This window comes from Carboxylicivirga litoralis (assembly GCF_025499605.1).
GTDB lineage: Bacteria > Bacteroidota > Bacteroidia > Bacteroidales > Marinilabiliaceae > Carboxylicivirga > Carboxylicivirga litoralis.
Window position 1 is genome coordinate 105,517 of sequence record NZ_JAFMVC010000001.1, and the last position, 20,419, is coordinate 125,935.

Annotated in this window: 17 protein-coding genes and 3 tRNA genes; 1 reads left to right on the top strand and 19 read right to left on the bottom strand. The window is 39.5% G+C overall.

Annotation, left to right across the window (positions count from 1 at the left end; genetic code table 11):
- Positions 1–7: 7 nt before the first annotated feature.
- On the bottom strand, positions 8–1,186 hold the full coding sequence (locus J1N10_RS00455; RefSeq protein WP_262324705.1) for an NADH-ubiquinone oxidoreductase-F iron-sulfur binding region domain-containing protein: 1,179 nt from the start codon (positions 1,184–1,186) through the stop codon (positions 8–10).
- A gap of 44 nt (positions 1,187–1,230) precedes the next feature.
- Positions 1,231–1,710, bottom strand: a complete 480-nt coding sequence (gene nuoE, locus J1N10_RS00460; RefSeq protein ID WP_262324706.1) for an NADH-quinone oxidoreductase subunit NuoE — start codon at positions 1,708–1,710, stop codon at positions 1,231–1,233.
- A gap of 264 nt (positions 1,711–1,974) precedes the next feature.
- On the opposite strand from nuoE, the gene J1N10_RS00465 reads away from it, so the two are divergent.
- Positions 1,975–2,652, top strand: coding sequence for an AlbA family DNA-binding domain-containing protein (locus J1N10_RS00465; RefSeq protein WP_262324707.1), 678 nt, complete (start codon positions 1,975–1,977; stop codon positions 2,650–2,652).
- Here the strand turns inward: J1N10_RS00465 and J1N10_RS00470 are convergent.
- From J1N10_RS00470 to J1N10_RS00550, 17 genes are all read right to left on the bottom strand, one after another.
- Entirely contained in the window at positions 2,624–4,441 is a 1,818-nt protein-coding gene (locus J1N10_RS00470) for a serine hydrolase domain-containing protein (protein WP_262324708.1), read from the bottom strand. The two genes, J1N10_RS00465 and J1N10_RS00470, sit on opposite strands and share 29 nt — an antisense overlap.
- A gap of 3 nt (positions 4,442–4,444) precedes the next feature.
- Positions 4,445–5,623, bottom strand: a complete 1,179-nt coding sequence (locus tag J1N10_RS00475; protein ID WP_262324709.1) for an exo-beta-N-acetylmuramidase NamZ family protein — start codon at positions 5,621–5,623, stop codon at positions 4,445–4,447.
- A 72-nt stretch (positions 5,624–5,695) separates the two neighbouring features.
- Positions 5,696–6,016, bottom strand: coding sequence for a DUF3467 domain-containing protein (locus tag J1N10_RS00480; protein WP_262324710.1), 321 nt, complete (start codon positions 6,014–6,016; stop codon positions 5,696–5,698).
- A 71-nt stretch (positions 6,017–6,087) separates the two neighbouring features.
- Complete coding sequence (gene rpoC / locus J1N10_RS00485) at positions 6,088–10,362, bottom strand: DNA-directed RNA polymerase subunit beta' (protein WP_262324711.1); 4,275 nt, start codon at positions 10,360–10,362, stop codon at positions 6,088–6,090.
- A 79-nt stretch (positions 10,363–10,441) separates the two neighbouring features.
- On the bottom strand, positions 10,442–14,251 hold the full coding sequence (gene rpoB, locus J1N10_RS00490; RefSeq protein WP_262324712.1) for a DNA-directed RNA polymerase subunit beta: 3,810 nt from the start codon (positions 14,249–14,251) through the stop codon (positions 10,442–10,444).
- 101 nt (positions 14,252–14,352) lie between these two features.
- On the bottom strand, positions 14,353–14,730 hold the full coding sequence (rplL, locus tag J1N10_RS00495) for a 50S ribosomal protein L7/L12 (RefSeq protein ID WP_262324713.1): 378 nt from the start codon (positions 14,728–14,730) through the stop codon (positions 14,353–14,355).
- Between the two features lie 33 nt (positions 14,731–14,763).
- Complete coding sequence (rplJ, locus tag J1N10_RS00500) at positions 14,764–15,282, bottom strand: 50S ribosomal protein L10 (RefSeq protein ID WP_262324714.1); 519 nt, start codon at positions 15,280–15,282, stop codon at positions 14,764–14,766.
- 29 nt (positions 15,283–15,311) lie between these two features.
- On the bottom strand, positions 15,312–16,007 hold the full coding sequence (rplA, locus tag J1N10_RS00505) for a 50S ribosomal protein L1 (protein WP_262324715.1): 696 nt from the start codon (positions 16,005–16,007) through the stop codon (positions 15,312–15,314).
- Between the two features lie 19 nt (positions 16,008–16,026).
- Entirely contained in the window at positions 16,027–16,470 is a 444-nt protein-coding gene (gene rplK / locus J1N10_RS00510) for a 50S ribosomal protein L11 (protein ID WP_262324716.1), read from the bottom strand.
- 98 nt (positions 16,471–16,568) lie between these two features.
- The gene (nusG, locus tag J1N10_RS00515) at positions 16,569–17,114 is read right to left on the bottom strand and encodes a transcription termination/antitermination protein NusG (protein WP_200464028.1); all 546 of its coding nucleotides are present in this window, start codon (positions 17,112–17,114) and stop codon (positions 16,569–16,571) included.
- Between the two features lie 21 nt (positions 17,115–17,135).
- Entirely contained in the window at positions 17,136–17,330 is a 195-nt protein-coding gene (gene secE, locus J1N10_RS00520) for a preprotein translocase subunit SecE (RefSeq protein ID WP_262324717.1), read from the bottom strand.
- Positions 17,331–17,389: 59 nt separating this feature from the next.
- A tRNA-Trp gene (locus tag J1N10_RS00525) sits at positions 17,390–17,462 on the bottom strand.
- A 48-nt stretch (positions 17,463–17,510) separates the two neighbouring features.
- Entirely contained in the window at positions 17,511–18,698 is a 1,188-nt protein-coding gene (gene tuf, locus J1N10_RS00530) for an elongation factor Tu (protein ID WP_262324718.1), read from the bottom strand.
- A gap of 82 nt (positions 18,699–18,780) precedes the next feature.
- Positions 18,781–18,853 (bottom strand) — tRNA-Gly (locus tag J1N10_RS00535).
- A gap of 76 nt (positions 18,854–18,929) precedes the next feature.
- Positions 18,930–19,012 (bottom strand) — tRNA-Tyr (locus J1N10_RS00540).
- Between the two features lie 189 nt (positions 19,013–19,201).
- Complete coding sequence (hpf, locus tag J1N10_RS00545; RefSeq protein ID WP_262324719.1) at positions 19,202–19,501, bottom strand: ribosome hibernation-promoting factor, HPF/YfiA family; 300 nt, start codon at positions 19,499–19,501, stop codon at positions 19,202–19,204.
- Positions 19,498–20,403: a tyrosine-type recombinase/integrase gene (locus J1N10_RS00550; RefSeq protein WP_262324720.1), complete on the bottom strand. Its 906-nt coding sequence runs from the start codon at positions 20,401–20,403 to the stop codon at positions 19,498–19,500. The genes hpf and J1N10_RS00550 overlap by 4 nt, the downstream gene beginning before the upstream one ends.
- Positions 20,404–20,419 lie beyond the last annotated feature (16 nt).

Here is a 20,419-nt window from a genome sequence, read left to right on the forward strand (position 1 = left end):
TTTAAGGTTAGTAAATCATTTCCTCACGGAAATTCTCAACAATTGATGAAAATGAGTTGGCAACCGATTGTCCCAAACCACATTTTGCCGTTACACGCATAGCCTCTGCTAAATCAAGTAGTTTATCAAGGTAAGCAGATGGTTGTTCACCTTTTTTCACGGCCTGAATACCAATTAATAATTGTTGAGTACCCACCCGACAAGGTGTACACTGACCACATGATTCTTCGACAAAGAAATCGAGGTAATTATGCAACACATTATACATCGAGCGTGAAGAGTTAAAAATCATCATGGAACCTCCTGTTGGTAATGATGTTCCGCGAAGCTTTCCTTGGTAACCAATGACTGTCTTACCAAATCGCTTACGCGGTACACAAAAACCAGAGGCACCACCAACCTGCACAGCCTTGGAGTCACCATCTCCAAAATCGTCAACAAACTTTTGCAACGACATACCAAACTCTAATTCGTAAATTCCAGGAATTGGTGTATCTCCCGAGACTGAAAATACTTTAGATCCACGCGAATCCTGAATACCCAAATCTTTAAATTTATCAGGCCCATATTTGAAGATTGAGTAAGTATGGGCCAAGGTTTCTACATTATTGATAACCGTTGGTTTACCTTTGTAACCAAAATCAGTTGGGAAAGGTGGTTTATTGCGTGGCTCGCCACGTTTACCTTCCATACTTTCAAATAAGGCACTCTCTTCTCCACAGATATATGCCCCACTACCCATAAATATCTCTACTCTAAAATTTAACTTGAGCGTATCGAGCAGTTGATGAAACTCTTCAATCACCTTAAGCAACTGTGGTTTAAGAAATGTGTATTCGCTTCGAAGATATATATAACCTTTTTGAGCTCCGATTATTTTAGCACAAACAGCCATCCCTGATAAAACCTTATGCGGTACGCTGGATAGTATTTCACGATCTTTAAATGTTCCCGGCTCGCCTTCGTCTGCGTTACAAATAACAAATTTCTCATCGACTTGAGCTTCGGCGGCCAACTTCCATTTTAAACCCGTTGGAAAACCAGCACCACCACGCCCCTTAAGACCTGAGCTGATTAGATCATTAATTACTTCATCATTTTTTTTTGCGAATGTCTTCTTTAAAATGATATCTGTATCATATTCGTTCTTAAAAATAAGATCGAGTCTTTGTAAGTTCTTATTCATATTGTTGCGTGTTTTATGAAATCAGATGAGGAACTAACCACAAATCAGTTAGCATTGATTTCCTTTTGTTTATATTCCATAATTATTTCACGCACTTTTTCCGGCGTTAGTTCGGTGTAGGGCTCATCATTAATAAGCATTGCCGGCCCTTTATGACATTGACCAAGGCAATTTGTTTCGAGCAAAGTAAACTTACGGTCGTGTGTGGTTTCGCCCAAATTAATCTTCAAAACTGTCTCCAGTTCTTCAATTATCTGATTTTTTCCATGCATCATGCAGGTAATGGTTTTACATACACGAATCACATACTTTCCGAGCGGTTTAGTATGAAGAAATGAATAGAAAGTGGCAGTTCCATAAACTTGAGCAGCTGATATATTCAGCTCTCGCGCCACTTCCACCATGGCATCTTCTGAAATGTGCTGTTCCTGGTGAACGATTCCTTGAAGAATAGGTAAAAGGCTCTCCATTGACCGGCCATGTAGGTCTGCCAATCCTTTTACCAATTGTTTAACTTCAGCCATAATTGTTGATTTAAGGGTTGTTAAAAAATTATTGGTATAAAGAATTATTTCTTTAAAAGTTAAGATTTTTTAACATTTAATTCCATGACAAATCTCATGATTACAGATTTTATTCATTATTAATACTCATTCTTAATAACTTATTATCAACATATTAATAACTATTTAAGCATTTTGAATACTTTAACTAAAAATATCAGTAATTCAGGCAGAAGGTTTTATTAATCCTGTCATTTTTCCGATCTTTGCACAAAATATACAACAGTGGATAAGAAAGAACTGCAGCAAATGATTCTGGAAGGTGAACACCAGACACAGGATTTCAAATTTGCAATTACAGATACAAAAAAGATAGCCCGCTCAATTGCCGCTTTTGCCAATACGGATGGTGGTCGCTTGCTAATTGGCGTAAAGGATAATGGAAAGATTGCCGGCATTGAATCCGACGAAGAATACTACATGATTGAGTCAGCAGCTAGTCGCCATTGTCGCCCTGGTGTTAAGTTTGAAACACGCAAATGGGAAATCGAAGGCAAAACAGTATTGGAGATCATCATTGAGAAGAGTAAAAATCGTCCACACTCTGCTCCAGATAAAGATGGTAAGCCTACTTATTATGTTAGAGTGAAAGACCAAAATTTAGTGGCCAATCGAATCCTGACTGAAGTATGGAAGCGCGACAAACAACCAGGAGGGGCATTATTAAAAATTAAATATGCAGAGAGTAAGCTTCTAACTTATCTAGGTGTTCATGGTTATATCACATTTTCGAAGTTTTGTGGCATGGCCAATATTAGCCCACGCAAAGCAGAAAAAATACTGATCAACCTGATTCATATGAAAGTGATTGAAATGGATATTACCGAAAATCAGATTTTTTATAAAATGAATAGCAAGCCGGAATATCCGGAGCCTAATCAGGATTTACCAGAAGACTGGTAGATTCTTTCTCTTTAATGGCATCATAGAAAATCTGCTGGATGCTTGGTCGCACATTCATCTGGTAGATTAACCTATTGTTTCGGCTTGGATAAACTCTATTCGACAAAAAGATATACACCAACTCATATTCTGGATCAACCCACACAAATGTGCCGGTAAAGCCACTGTGTCCGAAACTTTTCGAGCTAACACCAGGAGCCGGATAGCTTTCTTTTATTGATAAGGTATCGTTGCCAAACAAAGGCTTATCAAATCCTGCTCCTCGCCTATTTTCATTATCAGGATACTGCACTTTTGAAAATTCATCAATTACTTCTTCTGAGATGTATTCTTTTCCGGCATAACTTCCCCTGTTAAGATACATTTGCATAAGTTTAGCTAAATCATCTGCACTTGAAAACAGACCGGCATTACCCGAAACACCGCCCATAACAGCTGCCGCTTCATCATGCACCACGCCTTTTATTTGCTTCTTACGAAAGTTACCATCATATTCGGTTGGAACAATTCGATTATCCTCCATTTTGTCCATTGGATTATATACTAGAGAAGAGGCTCCTAAGGGGGTGAAAAAGTTCTTATACAATAAGCTTTCAAATTCATTTTGATATAACTCAGAAAGCAGCTGGGGATAAATCATATACGATAAACCGCTATACTTATATTTGGCCTCATCGAGCAACGGTGATTTACGAATAGCCTTGTAAACCTTCTTTTTAAAAGCTGTAGAAAGATATAAATTATCATCAATCTTCAGAGCATATTTGTCTGAAGCATGTAATTGGAAATACTTATCATTTAAATGCCCATCATTTAACAACCAAGGATAATAATTAATATAAGGCGTTAATCGGGCCTGATGTGCCAATACTTCGCGCAAGGTCATCTCTTCCTTATTAGAGCGATGAAACAAACGCTTCTTCCAATCAGGCCAATAGGTATAGAATGCCGCATCTAAATCCATCAGATTCTCATCGCAGGCTTTCATAATCAAAGGCAGCGGCCCGGAAATTTTCGTCACCGATGCCAGATCATAAACATCATGTTGCTGAACCTTCACCCGCTTATTGAAAGTATGAAAACCGTAGGATTCATTAAAAATCACCGTTCCTTTATACGCAACTAATATACGGCATCCCGGGAAAGCTCCCTCTTCTGTGGCTTTCTGGGCTATTGAATCGACTTTGTGTTTAATGTTAGGTCCATTTAAACCATGAAATTCAGCAGGCAAATAATTTAGGCGGTTACTTTTATTCCAACTTACACCACCCTCTTTTAAATCAAATCCACGAAATACATATTGAATGGATAGATCTCTTGATAAGGAACAATTCTTATAACAATACAATGCATTGGTCGCGACACGAGCATGTGCCTTTAAGCTTTCACACAACGAATCTCCAAATAACAATAAAGAAAGTTTAGTGACTTTCTGTAGTTCCAATAGCTGATTTCTATTGTACAGGCTGTCTGCCACAACTATCAAATGCTCAATGAAGTCACTCTCAACTTGCTCAATAATATCCAAATTGTGAGCTTTGTAAATAGGGACATCATTATAACGAAGAATATAATTGTTCCATTCCTCCGCATTATCATTGATCAGAAAGCCTATTTTCTCCGACTCTAAATCGGTAATGGGAAAGTTATCACCCGATTGGCGAATGACCTGAAAATGCTTTACAATACTGTCAACTGGCTCTACACAAGAAGAAAATTGATTTTGGCCAACCATATGTAACTGACCTATTATCAAGAATGTAACAATTCCTATTATTCTAATTTTCATCGCTTATGGGTAAATAAGGTAGTAATTGCGAATTTTGGCATATTTATCCAATTCAACTTGCCAGGTTTCACGAATTTGCTCTTCTGTTAAACCAGATTTTATCTGTTCTAGCAATTTATCAGTTCCTGCCAGCAAATTAAACCAACGCTCATTACTGATAAATGATTCATTATAACTTGATTTCTTGTAAAAATCGAGCAAATAGCTCAAACTTAAACGATGTGATAATGGTTCGTTTCGCAAATCAACACCATAGCAGAGTTTATCTTGTTGTGGCGGATATTTCGACATTCCATCAATGCTAACAGGTGTAAAAGTGAATTCACCAAAAGTAGAATCGGGATAACCAATAACTTGAAACGGCATATAGGTTCCACGCCCAACACTAACATCAGTTGCTTCAAAGAAGCATAACGATGGATATAAACGAATGGAAATATCATTGGGTAAATTAGGTGAAGGCTTAATTGGTAATGAATACGACATATCATGTTGGTAATTATCCATCTCCAAAATAGTTAAATCACATTGTATCGAGTCCTTTAACCACTTTTCACCATTAATCATTTGAGCTAACTCTCCTACTGTTAATCCATGAACAACAGGAATTGGATGCATACCTACAAAGGACTTAAATTCTTTTTTCAAAATAGGCCCATCAAAGTAATCACCATTAGGGTTGGGGCGATCAAAAACTAGCATCTTAACATTATTCTCTGCACAAGCTTCCATCATGTAGTGCATGGATGAGATATAGGTATAAAAACGTGCTCCCACATCCTGAATATCGAATATTACAACATCTAAACCAGACAAATCATCCCTAGTCGGCTTTTTATGCTTTCCGTATAGCGAAATGACCGGGATACCTGTTTTAGAATCTATATTGTCATCTATTTGCTCACCCGCATCAGCTTTACCTCTAAAACCATGTTCCGGAGCGAATATTTTCGTGACCTGAATATTCTGTGCTAAAAGGGTATCAACAATATGAACGCCATTCACCACTGAAGTGTGATTAACCAAAAGGCCAACTTTTTTATTCAATAATAATGGCAGGTATTCTTCCCTTTGCTCACATCCTAGTCTGAGTTTTAGGTCGTCTTCAGAAGCTTTTGATTGACATGATGTAAATAGGATACTAATAAAAAAAAGATAGATGATTGTTTTTGGAGGGCACATAAGCAACATTTTTAGTAAAAATAAAAAAAACGGAACAATGCTGCCCCGTTTCACTCCAAATATCTTCAATATTTACGCCTGCCCTGCCGGTCCAAAATTCATTGGCATCGTTGGACCCTGCCCATTATTATCGGTATTTTTGATTGGTCCGTGCAACGACTCATAACGTGCAATATTATCTTTCAGCGCATTCATTAAACGCTTAGCATGTTCGGGTGTTAAAATCACACGAGATTTAACCTGAGCTTTGGGTACACCGGGCATAATCCTAACAAAGTCAACCACAAATTCGGCAGGCGAATGGGTGATAATGGCCAGGTTTGAATAAGTTCCCTGAGAAACTTCCTCATTCAACTCAATGTTAATTTGGTTTTGATTCTTCTTGTCTTCCATAGTTATATCATTTTGAAAAAAGGGGAAGACACAATTGTGCTTCCCCTCATTCTCTATCTCAATAAATTAATTTACTCCATCTCTTCGCTGGCTGCTTTTTTACTCACCAGGCTATCGTATTCTTCTTTCGAACCTACAACAACCTTAGTGAAGTTACGCACACCAGTACCTGCAGGAATTAAGTGACCACAAATCACATTTTCCTTCAAGCCGTCTAATTTATCAACTTTACCCTGAATAGCCGCTTCATTAAGAACTTTGGTTGTTTCCTGGAAGGAAGCAGCCGACATAAAGCTCTTCGTTTGAAGTGCAGCACGCGTAATACCTTGTAGTACCTGACCCGATGTCGCTGGAATAGCTTCACGAGCTGTTACTAACTGAAGGTCACGACGCTTTAATTGTGAATTTTCATCTCGTAAACGACGGGCTGTAATAATCATGCCAGCTTTCAATGTTGATGAATCACCAGCATCTTCAACTACTTTCTTACCCCAGATATTGTCGTTTTCTTCCATGAATTCAACTTTATCCACAATCTGCTTTTCAAGGAACTTCGTATCACCCGGATCAGCGATGTCTACTTTACGCATCATCTGACGAACGATAATTTCGAAGTGTTTATCGTTAATCTTTACACCCTGTAGACGATATACATCCTGTACCTCGTTTACAATGTACTCCTGAACGGCAGTAGGACCTTTGATACTTAAGATATCATTAGGTGTTGTTGCACCGTCAGAAAGTGGTGTACCGGCACGAACATAATCGTTCTCCTGAACAAGAATCTGTTTCGATAACGAAACCAAATACTTCTTCACATCGCCAGCTTTAGTGGTCACGATAATTTCGCGGTTACCACGTTTAATCTTACCGAATGTTACCTCTCCATCAACCTCAGAAACCACAGCTGGGTTACTTGGGTTACGGGCTTCAAACAACTCGGTTACACGTGGAAGACCACCGGTGATATCGCCTGCTTTACCAACTGCACGAGGTATTTTAGCAAGGATTTGCCCCTGTGCTACATCATCTCCTTCTTCAACAGCCATGTGAGCACCTACCGGTAAGTTGTAGTTTTTCAACACTTCACCGTCAGCACTTACCACACGTAAGCCGGCATTCTTAGTTTTATCACGCGTTTCAGTAATCACTTTTTCGCGGAAACCAGTTTGCTCATCTGACTCTTCTTTAAAAGTAACGCCGTCGATCATATTTTCGAAAGCCACCTTACCTTTTTTCTCAGAGATAATAAGCGCGTTATAAGGATCCCACTCACAAATCACGTCATCTTTCTTAATTTCTGCACCATTCTTAATGAAAAGCTTAGCACCATAAGGAATTGGGTGAGTTGTTAAAGCAATATTTGTATTCTTATCGATGATACGCAATTCAGCCAAACGACCAATTACCACATCAACGTCTTCTCCTTCTTCAGTTTTCGATGGAACAGTACGTAATTCTTCAATTTCAGCAATACCATCGTACTTAGCAAGAATTTTGTTTTCTGAAGTGATGTTACCCGCAGTACCCCCTACGTGGAAGGTACGAAGTGTTAACTGTGTACCCGGCTCACCAATTGACTGAGCAGCAATAACACCAACAGACTCACCTAACTGAACCATACGGCCAGTAGCCAGGTTACGTCCGTAACACTTAGCACAAACACCTTTCTTCGACTCACATGTCAGTACCGAACGAATTTCAACACGCTCAATTGGTGATTCATCAACAATCTTAGCAGCTGTTTCACTAAACTCCTGACCGGACTTGATGATTAGTTCACCTGTACTTGGGTGGTGAATATCATGAACAGATACACGACCTAAGATACGCTCATAAAGCGATGCAACAACTTCCTCGTTGTTCTTAATATCAGTAGCTGTCAATCCGCGTAATGTACCACAATCTTCTTCAAGGATAACTACATCCTGAGATACATCGACCAAACGACGTGTCAGGTAACCCGCATCGGCAGTTTTAAGGGCGGTATCCGCCAAACCTTTACGAGCACCGTGAGTAGAAATAAAGTACTCAAGTACCGATAGACCTTCTTTAAAGTTAGAAAGAATTGGGTTTTCAATAATCTGACCTCCTTCAGCACCAGCTTTCTGCGGCTTGGCCATCAGACCCCTCATACCTGATAACTGACGAATCTGTTCTTTAGAACCCCTCGCACCAGAATCAAGCATCATGTAAACTGAGTTAAACCCTTGGTTATCCGTACTAATCTGGTTCATCAATGTCTGCGTCAGACGAGCATTAACATGCGTCCAGATATCGATAATCTGATTGTAACGCTCGTTGTTGGTGATGAAACCCATATTATAGTTATTCATCACTTCCTCAGCCTCATCGTATCCTTCTTGCACGAGCGTTTCTTTCTCAGCAGGGATAATTACGTCACCTAAGTTGAAAGACAAACCACCTTCGAATGCCATACGGTATCCAAGGTTCTTAATATCATCCAGGAAGTTAGCTGTACGTGGCGTACCACATACTTTGTGTACATCACCAATGATATCACGTAAGGCCTTCTTCGTAAGAACCGTATTGATATATCCAGCTTCGTTTGGTACAAATTCGTTGAAAAGAATTCGACCAACAGTTGTTTCAATAACTTTAGTTACAATTTCACCATTCTCATCGGTATCCAAAGTCTTAACTTTAACGATAGCATGTAAGTCAACACGTTTTTCGTTGAAAGCAATCTTTGTCTCTTCAGGAGAATAGAACATCAAACCTTCACCTTTGGCACCTTCACGCGCTTTAGTCATGTAGTACAGACCCAAGACCATATCCTGAGATGGTACTGTAATAGGTGCACCGTTAGCCGGGTTTAAGATGTTTTGTGAAGCCAGCATTAACATTTGAGCTTCCAAAATAGCCGCATTACCTAATGGTAAGTGAACAGCCATCTGGTCACCATCGAAGTCGGCGTTAAATGCCGCACATGCTAATGGGTGTAACTGAATGGCTTTACCCTCGATTAATTTTGGTTGGAAAGCCTGAATACCTAAACGGTGAAGCGTTGGGGCACGGTTTAACAGAACCGGATGACCTTTCAACACGTTTTCAAGAATATCCCAAACAACAGGGTCTTTGCGATCTACAATTTTCTTTGCAGACTTTACCGTTTTAACAACACCGCGCTCAATTAGCTTACGGATCACAAACGGCTTATATAGCTCGGCTGCCATATCTTTTGGCAAACCACACTCATGCATATTTAATTCAGGACCTACAACAATAACCGAACGAGCTGAATAGTCAACACGCTTACCAAGTAGGTTCTGACGGAAACGTCCTTGCTTACCTTTTAAGCTGTCACTTAAAGATTTTAATGGACGGTTTGAATCTGTTTTAACAGCATTTGATTTACGTGAGTTATCAAACAATGAATCAACAGATTCCTGAAGCATACGTTTCTCATTACGCAAAATTACTTCAGGCGCCTTAATTTCAATTAATCGCTTCAAACGGTTATTACGGATAATAACACGACGATACAAATCGTTAAGGTCAGATGTTGCAAAACGACCACCATCCAATGGTACTAGTGGACGTAATTCCGGCGGAATAACTGGCACCACTTTCACAACCATCCATTCAGGACGGTTAATACCTTGTGAATCGCGGAATGATTCTACAACATTCAAACGCTTTAAGGCTTCATTTTTACGTTGCTGAGATGTTTCTGTGTTAGCCTTGTGACGTAAATCGTATGATAAAGAATCTAAATCAATTCGACCTAGCAACATGTGCAATGCTTCTGCACCCATCTTAGCGATGAACTTATTTGGATCATCGTCATCAAGATGCTGATTTTCTTTCGGAAGTGTTTCCAGAATATCTAAATATTCCTCTTCTGTCAAGAAATCCATTTTATTGATGCCATCCTCAGCTTTAATACCAGGATTAATTACAACATAGCGTTCGTAATAAATGATGGTATCCAACTTTTTAGTTGGCAAACCAAGTAAGTAACCAATTTTGTTTGGCAACGACTTAAAGTACCAAATGTGTGCAACAGGCACCACCAATGAGATGTGTCCCATACGCTCACGACGTACTTTTTTCTCTGTTACCTCTACCCCACATCGATCACAAACGATGCCACGGTAACGAATTCGCTTATATTTACCACAGTGACATTCGTAATCCTTAACAGGACCGAAAATTCTCTCACAGAATAATCCGTCACGCTCAGGTTTGTATGTACGGTAATTTATTGTTTCTGGCTTCAATACCTCACCACTCGACATCTCCAGAATCTCTTCAGGAGAAGCTAGTCCAATCGTGATTTTATTGAAGTTACTCTTTTGTTTCTGATCTCTTCTAAATGCCATATAGCGTAGAGTATTATTGTAAATTATATAATATGGTTATCAAGAGAGAAGCACAGAGCCTCTCTCTTCGATCAGACTATTATTCTAGGTTCACACTTAGTCCAAGACCTCTCATCTCATGAAGCAATACGTTCAATGATTCAGGAATACCTGGTTGTGGTAGTCCATCACCCTTAACGATTGATTCGTAAGCTTTAGCTCGACCAATCACGTCATCCGACTTAACAGTCAAGATTTCTTGCAGGATATTAGCGGCACCAAAGGCTTCTAATGCCCATACCTCCATCTCACCAAAACGCTGACCACCAAACTGTGCTTTACCACCTAATGGTTGCTGCGTAATTAATGAGTAAGGACCGATTGAACGCGCGTGCATCTTATCTTCAACCATGTGACCAAGCTTCAGCATATAAATAACACCTACTGTTGCTGGCTGGTGGAAACGTTCTCCAGTACCACCATCGTAAAGATAAGTACGACCATATCTTGGAACACCGGCATCATCCGTCCACTTGTTCATATCTTCCATCTTAGCACCATCGAAAATAGGAGTTGCAAACTTAACGCCTAACTTCAATCCGGCCCAACCAAGAACAGTTTCATAAATCTGTCCAAGGTTCATACGCGATGGTACACCTAGTGGGTTCAATACGATATCCACAGGCGTTCCGTCTTCTAAGAATGGCATATCTTCTGCTCGAACAATACGCGAAACGATACCTTTGTTACCGTGACGACCTGCCATCTTATCACCTACTGTAATCTTACGTTTCTTAGCGATATAAACTTTAGCAAGTTGTACGATACCAGCTGGAAGTTCATCACCAATAGTCACATTGTACTTTTGGCGTTTTTCTTTCGCTTCCAACTCTTTATATTTCATCCTGTAGTTGTGAATTACTTTGGCGATAAGTTCATTCTTGTCCTTATCAGTCGTCCACTTGTTAGGATTTACATTGATATAATCAATATCATTTAAGATCTTCTGAGTGAACTTAGTTCCTTTAGAAACAACATCAACTTCATAGTAATCTTTAACACCTTGTGATGTTTTACCGTTCACCTGAGTAAACAATTTGTCTACTAAACGTCCTTTCAACTCTTCAGTACCTCTGATGAAATCCTCATCAATCTTAGCAATCTGACTCTTTTCAGAAGTTCTTGACTTACGATCCTTAACGATACGGGAAAATAACTTCTTATCAATTACAACACCTTTCAATGATGGCGAAGCTTTTAATGATGCATCTTTAACATCACCAGCTTTTTCACCAAAGATAGCACGCAATAATTTCTCTTCCGGTGTTGGGTCGCTCTCTCCCTTTGGTGTAATCTTACCAATTAAGATGTCACCTGGGGTTACGTGCGCTCCAATTCGAATTAAACCGTTTTCGTCAAGATCTTTAGTTGCTTCTTCACTTACGTTTGGAATATCAGAAGTTAGCTCTTCTAAACCACGTTTTGTATCTCGCACCTCTAAAGAGTATTCATCGATGTGAATTGAAGTAAATACATCGTTACGAACCACTTTTTCCGAGATTACAATCGCATCCTCAAAGTTGTACCCTTTCCATGGCATAAAGGCCACTTTAAGGTTACGTCCAAGACCAAGCTCTCCTTTTTCGGTTGAGTAACCATCAGTAAGAATCATACCTTTCTCTACGCGTTGTCCTTTGCTAACAAGAGGCTTCACATCGATACAGGTACTTTGGTTAGTCTTTTGATACTTAACGATTGGGTAACGTTTCGTTTCACCTTCGAAGCTTACAAAGCGCTCATCATCAGTCAAGTCGTAACGTATAACAATTTCATCAGCATCTACATACTCAACAACACCATCGCCTTCTGCAACAATGTGTGTACGTGAATCCTGAATTAATTTACCTTCAAGACCTGTACCTACAATTGGAGATTCAGGACGTAATAAAGGAACTGCCTGGCGCATCATGTTTGATCCCATCAGTGCACGGTTCGCATCATCGTGCTCTAAGAAAGGAATTAATGATGCAGCAACCGAAGCAATCTGGTTAGGCGCCACGTCCATCATGTGAACTTCAGCTGGCTCTACAACCGGGAAATCACCCTCTTCACGTGCTTTTACACGCTCATTTTGGAAATGACCATCTTCTTTTAATGGTGCATTAGCCTGGGCAATAATCTTCGATTCTTCCTCTTCAGCAGTTAAGTATGAAACACCCTCGTTAGATAAGTCAACCTGACCATCTTCTACCTTACGGTAGGGCGTTTCAATAAAACCAAGATCATTAATCTTAGCATAAACACACAAAGAAGAAATCAAACCAATGTTTGGCCCTTCCGGTGTTTCAATCGGACAAAGACGTCCGTAATGAGTATAGTGAACGTCACGCACCTCGAAACCTGCTCTTTCACGCGAAAGACCACCAGGTCCAAGAGCTGACATACGTCTCTTGTGAGTAATCTCAGCCAGTGGATTCGTTTGATCCATAAACTGAGATAAAGCATTTGTTCCAAAGAAACTGTTGATTACAGAAGATAAAGTCTTGCTGTTAATCAAGTCAATTGGAGTAAATACTTCGTTGTCACGCACATTCATACGTTCACGAATAGTACGTGCCATACGTGCTAAACCAACACCAAATTGATTAGCCATTTGTTCACCAACGGTTCTTACACGACGGTTACTTAAGTGGTCAATATCATCAACGTCAGTTTTTGAGTTAATCAACTGTATTAAGTGTTTGATAATCGCGATAATATCTTCACGAGTTAACACTTTGTTTTCCCAGTCGGTACTCAGGTTTAATTTTTTGTTCAATCGGTAACGACCAACTTCTCCTAAGTCATAACGCTTGTCAGAGAAGAATAATTTGTCGATGACGTCACGAGCTGTTGCCTCATCAGGTGGCTCAGCATTACGCAACTGTCGGTAGATGTGAACTACAGCTTCTTTTTCAGAGTTACATGGGTCTTTCTGAAGTGTATTGTAAATAATCGCGAAATCAGAAAGGTTTTGATTCTCTTTATGAAGAAGAATTGTTTTGGTACCGGAGTCAATAATTTCCTCAACGTGCTCATCAGTGATGATGGTTTCACGGTCGATGATTACTTCGTTACGTTCGATAGATACAACTTCACCTGTATCTTCATCTACGAAGTCTTCGATCCAACTCTTTAGAACACGAGCTGCCAGCTTACGGCCAACAACTTTTTTAAGGCTTGCTTTATTAACTTTAATTTCGTCGGCCAAATCGAAGATGGCTAAAATGTCTTTATCACCTTCGTAACCAATGGCTCTTAACAGTGTTGTTACCGGAAGCTTTTTCTTACGGTCGATGTAGGCATACATCACACTGTTGATATCGGTAGCAAACTCAATCCATGACCCTTTGAAAGGGATTATACGTGCAGAGTATAATTTTGTACCATTGGCGTGTACGCTCTGTCCGAAGAATACACCAGGTGAACGGTGCAACTGACTAACAACAACACGCTCAGCTCCGTTAATAATGAAGCTACCCTTATCGGTCATATAAGGGATTGTGCCTAAGTATACATCTTGTACAACTGTATCGAAATCCTCATGCTCAGGATCGGTACAATACAATTTTAACTTGGCTTTTAGAGGTACACTGTACGTTAAACCTCTTTCAATGCACTCTGGAATGGTGTAACGGGCCGGATCAATCGAGAAATCAAGAAACTCTAACACAAAGTTATTCCTTGTGTCGGTAATTGGGAAGTTCTCGTTGAACACCTGATACAACCCCTCCAATGTCCGCTCTTCGGGAGTGGTTCCCATTTGAAAAAATTCGCGGAAAGATTTTAATTGCACCTCCAGTAAATCAGGGTAATTTAACCTGTTCTGGATGGAAGCAAAACTAATCCTTTCTGTAGTATTTGGAGTCATCTATCAACTTATTTATTGAACCTAAAATATAAAAGCACAAAAAGGTTTAGGAGTCAGCTCGCACTGATTCCTAAACCGAAAATCCTTATATAGGACTAAAATTACTTAAGTTCAACTTCTGCTCCCGCTTCTTCTAATTGAGATTTTAATGCTTCAGCTTCTTCTTTAGTAACTTTCTCCTTTAATGCAGTTGGAGCTTTGTCAACTAATTCTTTAGCTTCTTTAAGACCAACGCCAGTCATTTCTTTTACTAACTTAACGATAGCTAACTTAGAACCACCAGCAGAGTTTAAAATTACGTCAAACTCAGTTTGCTCAGCAGCAGCACCAGCTTCACCACCAGCAGCAGGACCTGCAACAGCTACAGCTGCAGCAGCAGGTTCGATACCATACTCTTCTTTTAATACTTCAGCAAGCTCGTTAACTTCTTTAACAGTTAAATTTACTAACTCTTCTGCCAACTTTTTGATATCAGCCATTTTTCTATTTATTAAATATTGTTTGTACTTTTTTTATTCTTTTTCTGCTAAGGTTTGTAATAAACCGTGAATTGTTGAACCTCCAGATGAAAGCGCAGAAACAACATTCTTCATTGGAGACTGTAATAATCCGATAACATCGCCAAGTAACTCTTCCTTAGACTTGATGTTAACAAGAGCTTCTAGCTGGTCTGCACCAACGTAAATTGACTCTTCAACATAAGCCCCTTTAAGTTCTGGCTTAGCGTTATCTTTAGCGAATTCTTTAATCAACTTCGCCGGAACGTTACCAGTATTTGAAAACAATACTGCTGTTGTTCCTTTTAAAGTAGGATAAATCTCTTCGTATTCGCCTTCCATTTGCTCTAACGCTTTCTTGAAAATGGTATTTTTAACCATCACCATTTTCACTTCTTTGTTAAAGCACTCGCGGCGTAGATTACTACTAACTTCTGCATTCAAACCACCCGCTTCCGTTACATAGAAGTGGCTGTACTCATTAAGGTTTGTAAGCAGTTCGTTGACTAATGTATTTTTATCTTCTTTTCTCATGATTCCTTCGTCTTTTTAAAGATTAAACATTAAGCATCCACTGATTTAGCATCGATGCGAATACCAGGACTCATAGTACTAGAAAGACTAACACTCTTTACGTAAGTTCCTTTAGCAGATGAAGGCTTAAGCTTCATAATCGTGCTCATAAATTCCTTTACGTTGTCAACTATTTTATCTTCAGTAAATGATACTTTACCGATTGATGTATGAACAATACCGTAACGATCAACCTTAAAGTCAATCTTACCAGCTTTCACTTCGTTTACAGCTTTAGCGATATCCATGGTTACAGTACCACTCTTTGGGTTTGGCATAAGACCACGTGGTCCTAAGATACGCCCTAAAGCACCTACTTTAGCCATTACGCTAGGCATTGTTATGATCACGTCTACATCAGTCCAACCGCCTTTGATTTTCTCAATGTATTCGTCTAATCCAACAAAATCAGCGCCTGCAGCCTTTGCTTCTTCTTCCTTGTCTGGAGTACACATTACAAGAACGCGAGTCTCCTTACCAGTTCCGTGAGGCAAAGTTACAACTCCTCTAACCATTTGATTTGCTTTACGAGGGTCAACTCCTAAACGCACATCAACGTCAACAGAGGCATCAAATTTGGTAGTGGTGATTTCCTTTACCAATTTTGCTGCTTCTTCAAGAGTGTAATGCTTTGAGGCATCCAATTTCTCTAACGCTAACTTTTTATTTTTTGTTAGTTTTGTCATTTTCGCAAAAAGGTCTTAATTAGTTACTACCAGGGAATTCTCCCGAAACGGTTACTCCCATACTTCGGGCGGTACCGGCGATCATCCTCATTGCAGATTCTACAGTAAAACAATTCAAGTCAGCCATCTTATCTTCGGCAATTACTCTTACCTGTTCCCAAGTAACAGATCCAACTTTCTTACGGTTAGGTTCTGCTGAACCACCTTTAAGCTTAGCTGCTTCCAATACTTGAACAGATGCCGGAGGTGTTTTAATAACGAAGTCAAAAGACTTGTCTTTATACACCGAGATGACCACAGGTAAAACTTTACCAGCTTTCTCCTGTGTTCTGGCATTGAATTGCTTACAGAATTCCATGATGTTCACTCCTTTAGCACCTAATGCTGGTCCTACCGGAGGTGAAGGATTTGCTGCACCACCTTTGATCTGAAGTTTGATAAAGGTTTCTACTTCTTTAGCCATTGTAGCAATTCGTATTTATTAATAAATATAGTTTATCGGTAAAAAATTTAGTACTTGTAAATGCAAACAAGTTGCACGGAAGCGATTCTTACTAAGTATTACTCTTTTTCTACCTGCATAAAACTCAATTCCAATGGTGTTTTTCTTCCGAAAATTTTCACCATCACTTTTAATTTCTTTTTCTCTTCGTTGACTTCTTCAATTAAACCGTTAAAGCCGTTGAATGGTCCATCAATCACTTTTACAGTTTCACCAACAAAGTAAGGCACATTGATTTCCTCATCGGTCTCATTCAACTCATCAACCTTACCTAAAATACGGTTAACTTCAGATTGACGCAATGGCACCGGTGTATCATCATTGTCATTTAAGAATCCGATAACATTTGGGATATTTCTTAAGATATGCGGTATCTCACCAACCATAGCAGCTTCTACCAATACGTACCCTGGCAAATAAGGACGCTCTTTACTCACCTTTTTACCGTTACGAATTTGATATACTTTTTCGGTTGGTATCAACACCTGGCTAACGTAATCGGTCAGCTTTAAGCCGGCGATTTCGCTCTCCACATATTCTTTTACCTTTTTCTCTTTTCCTCCGATTGCTCGAAGAACATACCATTTTTTATTGACTTCTGCCATTATCTGAGAGTCCTAATAAGATTAGTAAAGGCGTTTATATACCCAATCAAGAATGTTATCAAACGAGTAATCCATAGCGAAGATGATGCCAGCAATAATTACTGAAGCAATCATTACAACAATTGCGCTATTTGTTAACTCCGACCAGCTTGGCCATGAAGTCTTGTTCATCAACTCGTTCTGAACGTCCTTGAAATATGTTGTTATCTTACTCATAGTATTTTCATTAGTTTGCCGGCTCTAAATTTGCTACAATCTAAAACCGGCTCTTTTAGCACGGGAGGAGCGACTCGAACGCCCGACACCTGGTTTTGGAGACCAGTGCTCTACCAACTGAGCTACACCCGTAAAATAACCGGAAGCAATACTTCCGGTTATCTATATTCTAATCAGTGATTAGTCAAGAATTTCAGTAACCTGACCAGCACCTACAGTTCTACCACCTTCACGGATAGCGAAACGTAGACCTTGGTTCAATGCAACTGGGTAAATCAAATCTACTGTAATAGTTACGTTATCACCAGGCATTACCATTTCAGTTCCTTCAGGAAGAGTAATCTCACCAGTTACGTCTAATGTACGTAAATAGAACTGAGGACGGTATTTGTTGTGGAAAGGAGTGTGACGCCCACCTTCTTCTTTCTTCAATACATAAATCTCACCTTTAAACTTAGAGTGAGGGTTAATTGAACCAGGCTTAGCTAATACCATACCACGCTTGATCTCTTTCTTGTCGATACCACGTAATAATAGACCAACGTTATCACCAGCTTCACCACGGTCAAGAATCTTACGGAACATCTCAACACCAGTACATACAGTTTTCTTACCTTCAGCACCAAGACCGATGATCTGCATTTCTTCACCTGAGTTGATTACACCAGTTTCGATACGACCAGTTGCTACAGTACCACGACCAGTAATCGAGAATACGTCCTCAACAGGCATCAAGAAATCTTTTTCAACGTCACGTGGAGGAAGTGGAATCCACTCATCTACAGCGGCCATTAGTTCCATGATTTTGTCAACCCACTCTGGCTCGTTGTTCAAACCACCAAGTGCAGAACCCATGATTACTGGAGAATCATCACCTTCGAATTCGTAGAAATTCAATAGGTCACGAACTTCCATTTCAACAAGCTCTAATAATTCTTCATCGTCAACCATGTCAACTTTGTTCAAGAAAACAACGATTTTAGGAACGTTTACCTGACGACAAAGTAGGATGTGCTCACGAGTCTGAGGCATAGGACCGTCAGTAGCAGCACATACAAGGATAGCACCGTCCATCTGAGCAGCACCAGTTACCATGTTCTTTACGTAGTCGGCGTGACCTGGACAGTCAACGTGAGCGTAGTGACGGTTTTCTGTTTGGTACTCAACGTGAGCAGTGTTAATTGTAATACCCCTTTCTTTTTCTTCAGGAGCGTTATCAATCTGATCGAAGTCTTTCACTTCAGAAAGTCCTTTTTCTGCCAATACTTTAGTAATTGCAGCAGTCAAAGTAGTTTTACCGTGGTCAACGTGACCAATGGTACCGATATTAACGTGAGGCTTCGTTCTTACAAATGTTTCTTTAGCCATAACTCGAAATATTAGACAATTAGATATAAATTGAATCTTTAATTAATATTTTTAAGGAATCGTCATCACAGCTCCTAAAGAGAGCGGGAGACGGGGCTCAAACCCGCGACCCTCAGCTTGGAAGGCTGATGCTCTATCAACTGAGCTACTCCCGCATTTTTTCGCAGGACGTTAAAGATAAGTAAATTCCATCTTAATGTCAGCAAAAAATAGATTTAGATCCTAAAAAAGTGGGGAGAGCAGGATTCGAACCTACGAAGACATAAGTCAGCGGAGTTACAGTCCGCCCCAGTTGGCCACTTTGGTATCTCCCCAATTAAAATCACATCACTTTTACAAAGATCGTTGTTAGCAAAACACTAACTTTATTTCATTTCAATAGGCCGATAACCTTAGTCAATCAGCCTATTTATAGTACTTTAGCATAGTTTTACTACCCTAAAATCGGTGTGCAAATGTATAATTTATTTTCAAGAACACAAAAAAAACTATTCTTTTTTTCATTATTTGGCACGCACCTTTTCCTTCCATTTAATCAGTTGTTTACGCAAAGCGTCTACCGACAAATCAACCCCTTCTTCGAATGTTTTGCACTGCTTTTTTGCAAACAGATTTTCTCCAGGAATATTAAGATTTATTTCAGCCACTTTATTCTCTGTTGAATCTGACTTATCCAAGCGCAGAATAATCTCTGCAGAAACAATCCCATCAAAAAATTGATCTAATTTTCCTACCTTCTGCTGAATAAACTCCTCTAACTGTGCTGACGCTGTAAAACGTACGGATTGAATTGTAATATTCATATATAATCCTCCATCTTTTCGGCTCTGGGATGAGCCTGTTTATAAATAGAATTAAGTTTTTCAAATGTATTATGCGTATATACCTCTGTTGCTGCCAGGTTAGCATGCCCCAACAACTCTTTTATCGCATTTAAGTCCGCCCCTCTGTTCAACAAAGCTGTAGCAAATGAATGCCGAATCACATGAGGACTTTTTTTAACAACAGTTGACACCTGACTCAAGTAGGCATTCACCACACGATACACTAATTTATGATACACAGGCAAACCCTTTTCGGTTAATAGCAGACTTGAATTAGCCCTATCAGGAAACACTTTGTTTCGTTCATTTATATAACGAACAAGCGATATCTTTAGTTCTTTTATTATGGGAACAATTCGTTCTTTATTTCGCTTACCCCATATTTTGAATACACCATTCCCAAAATCTATGCTTTCATCTTTTAAGCCAACCAATTCAGACAAACGCATGCCGGTGTGATAAAAAATCTCAACTATCAACCTATCGCGTAAACCCTTAAAATCAGAACCGAAATCGACACTATCCAACAAAAAGTCCATTTCCCTTTCTTTTACAAAAACAGGCAGACGCTTAGGCACTTTAGGCGTAACAACATGTTCGGCCACATTATTATCAACCACCTCCTGAACCATTAAAAATCGAAAGAATACTTTGAGTGTGGACACCTTGCGTGTCACCGTCCTTGGCGATGCTCCTCCGTTAACCAAAGACACCATCCAGGAACGGACGGTTTTTGAAGTTACTGTTGTCCAGAGCTCGATTTTTTCTTGCTCCAGAAACTCACAAAATTGATTTAAATCCTTTTTGTAAGCAGTAATCGTATGAGCCGAATTTCTTCGCTCATACACTAAATAATTATAGAAAGATTCTAAGTATTGCATTAACAGAGGGTGTCTT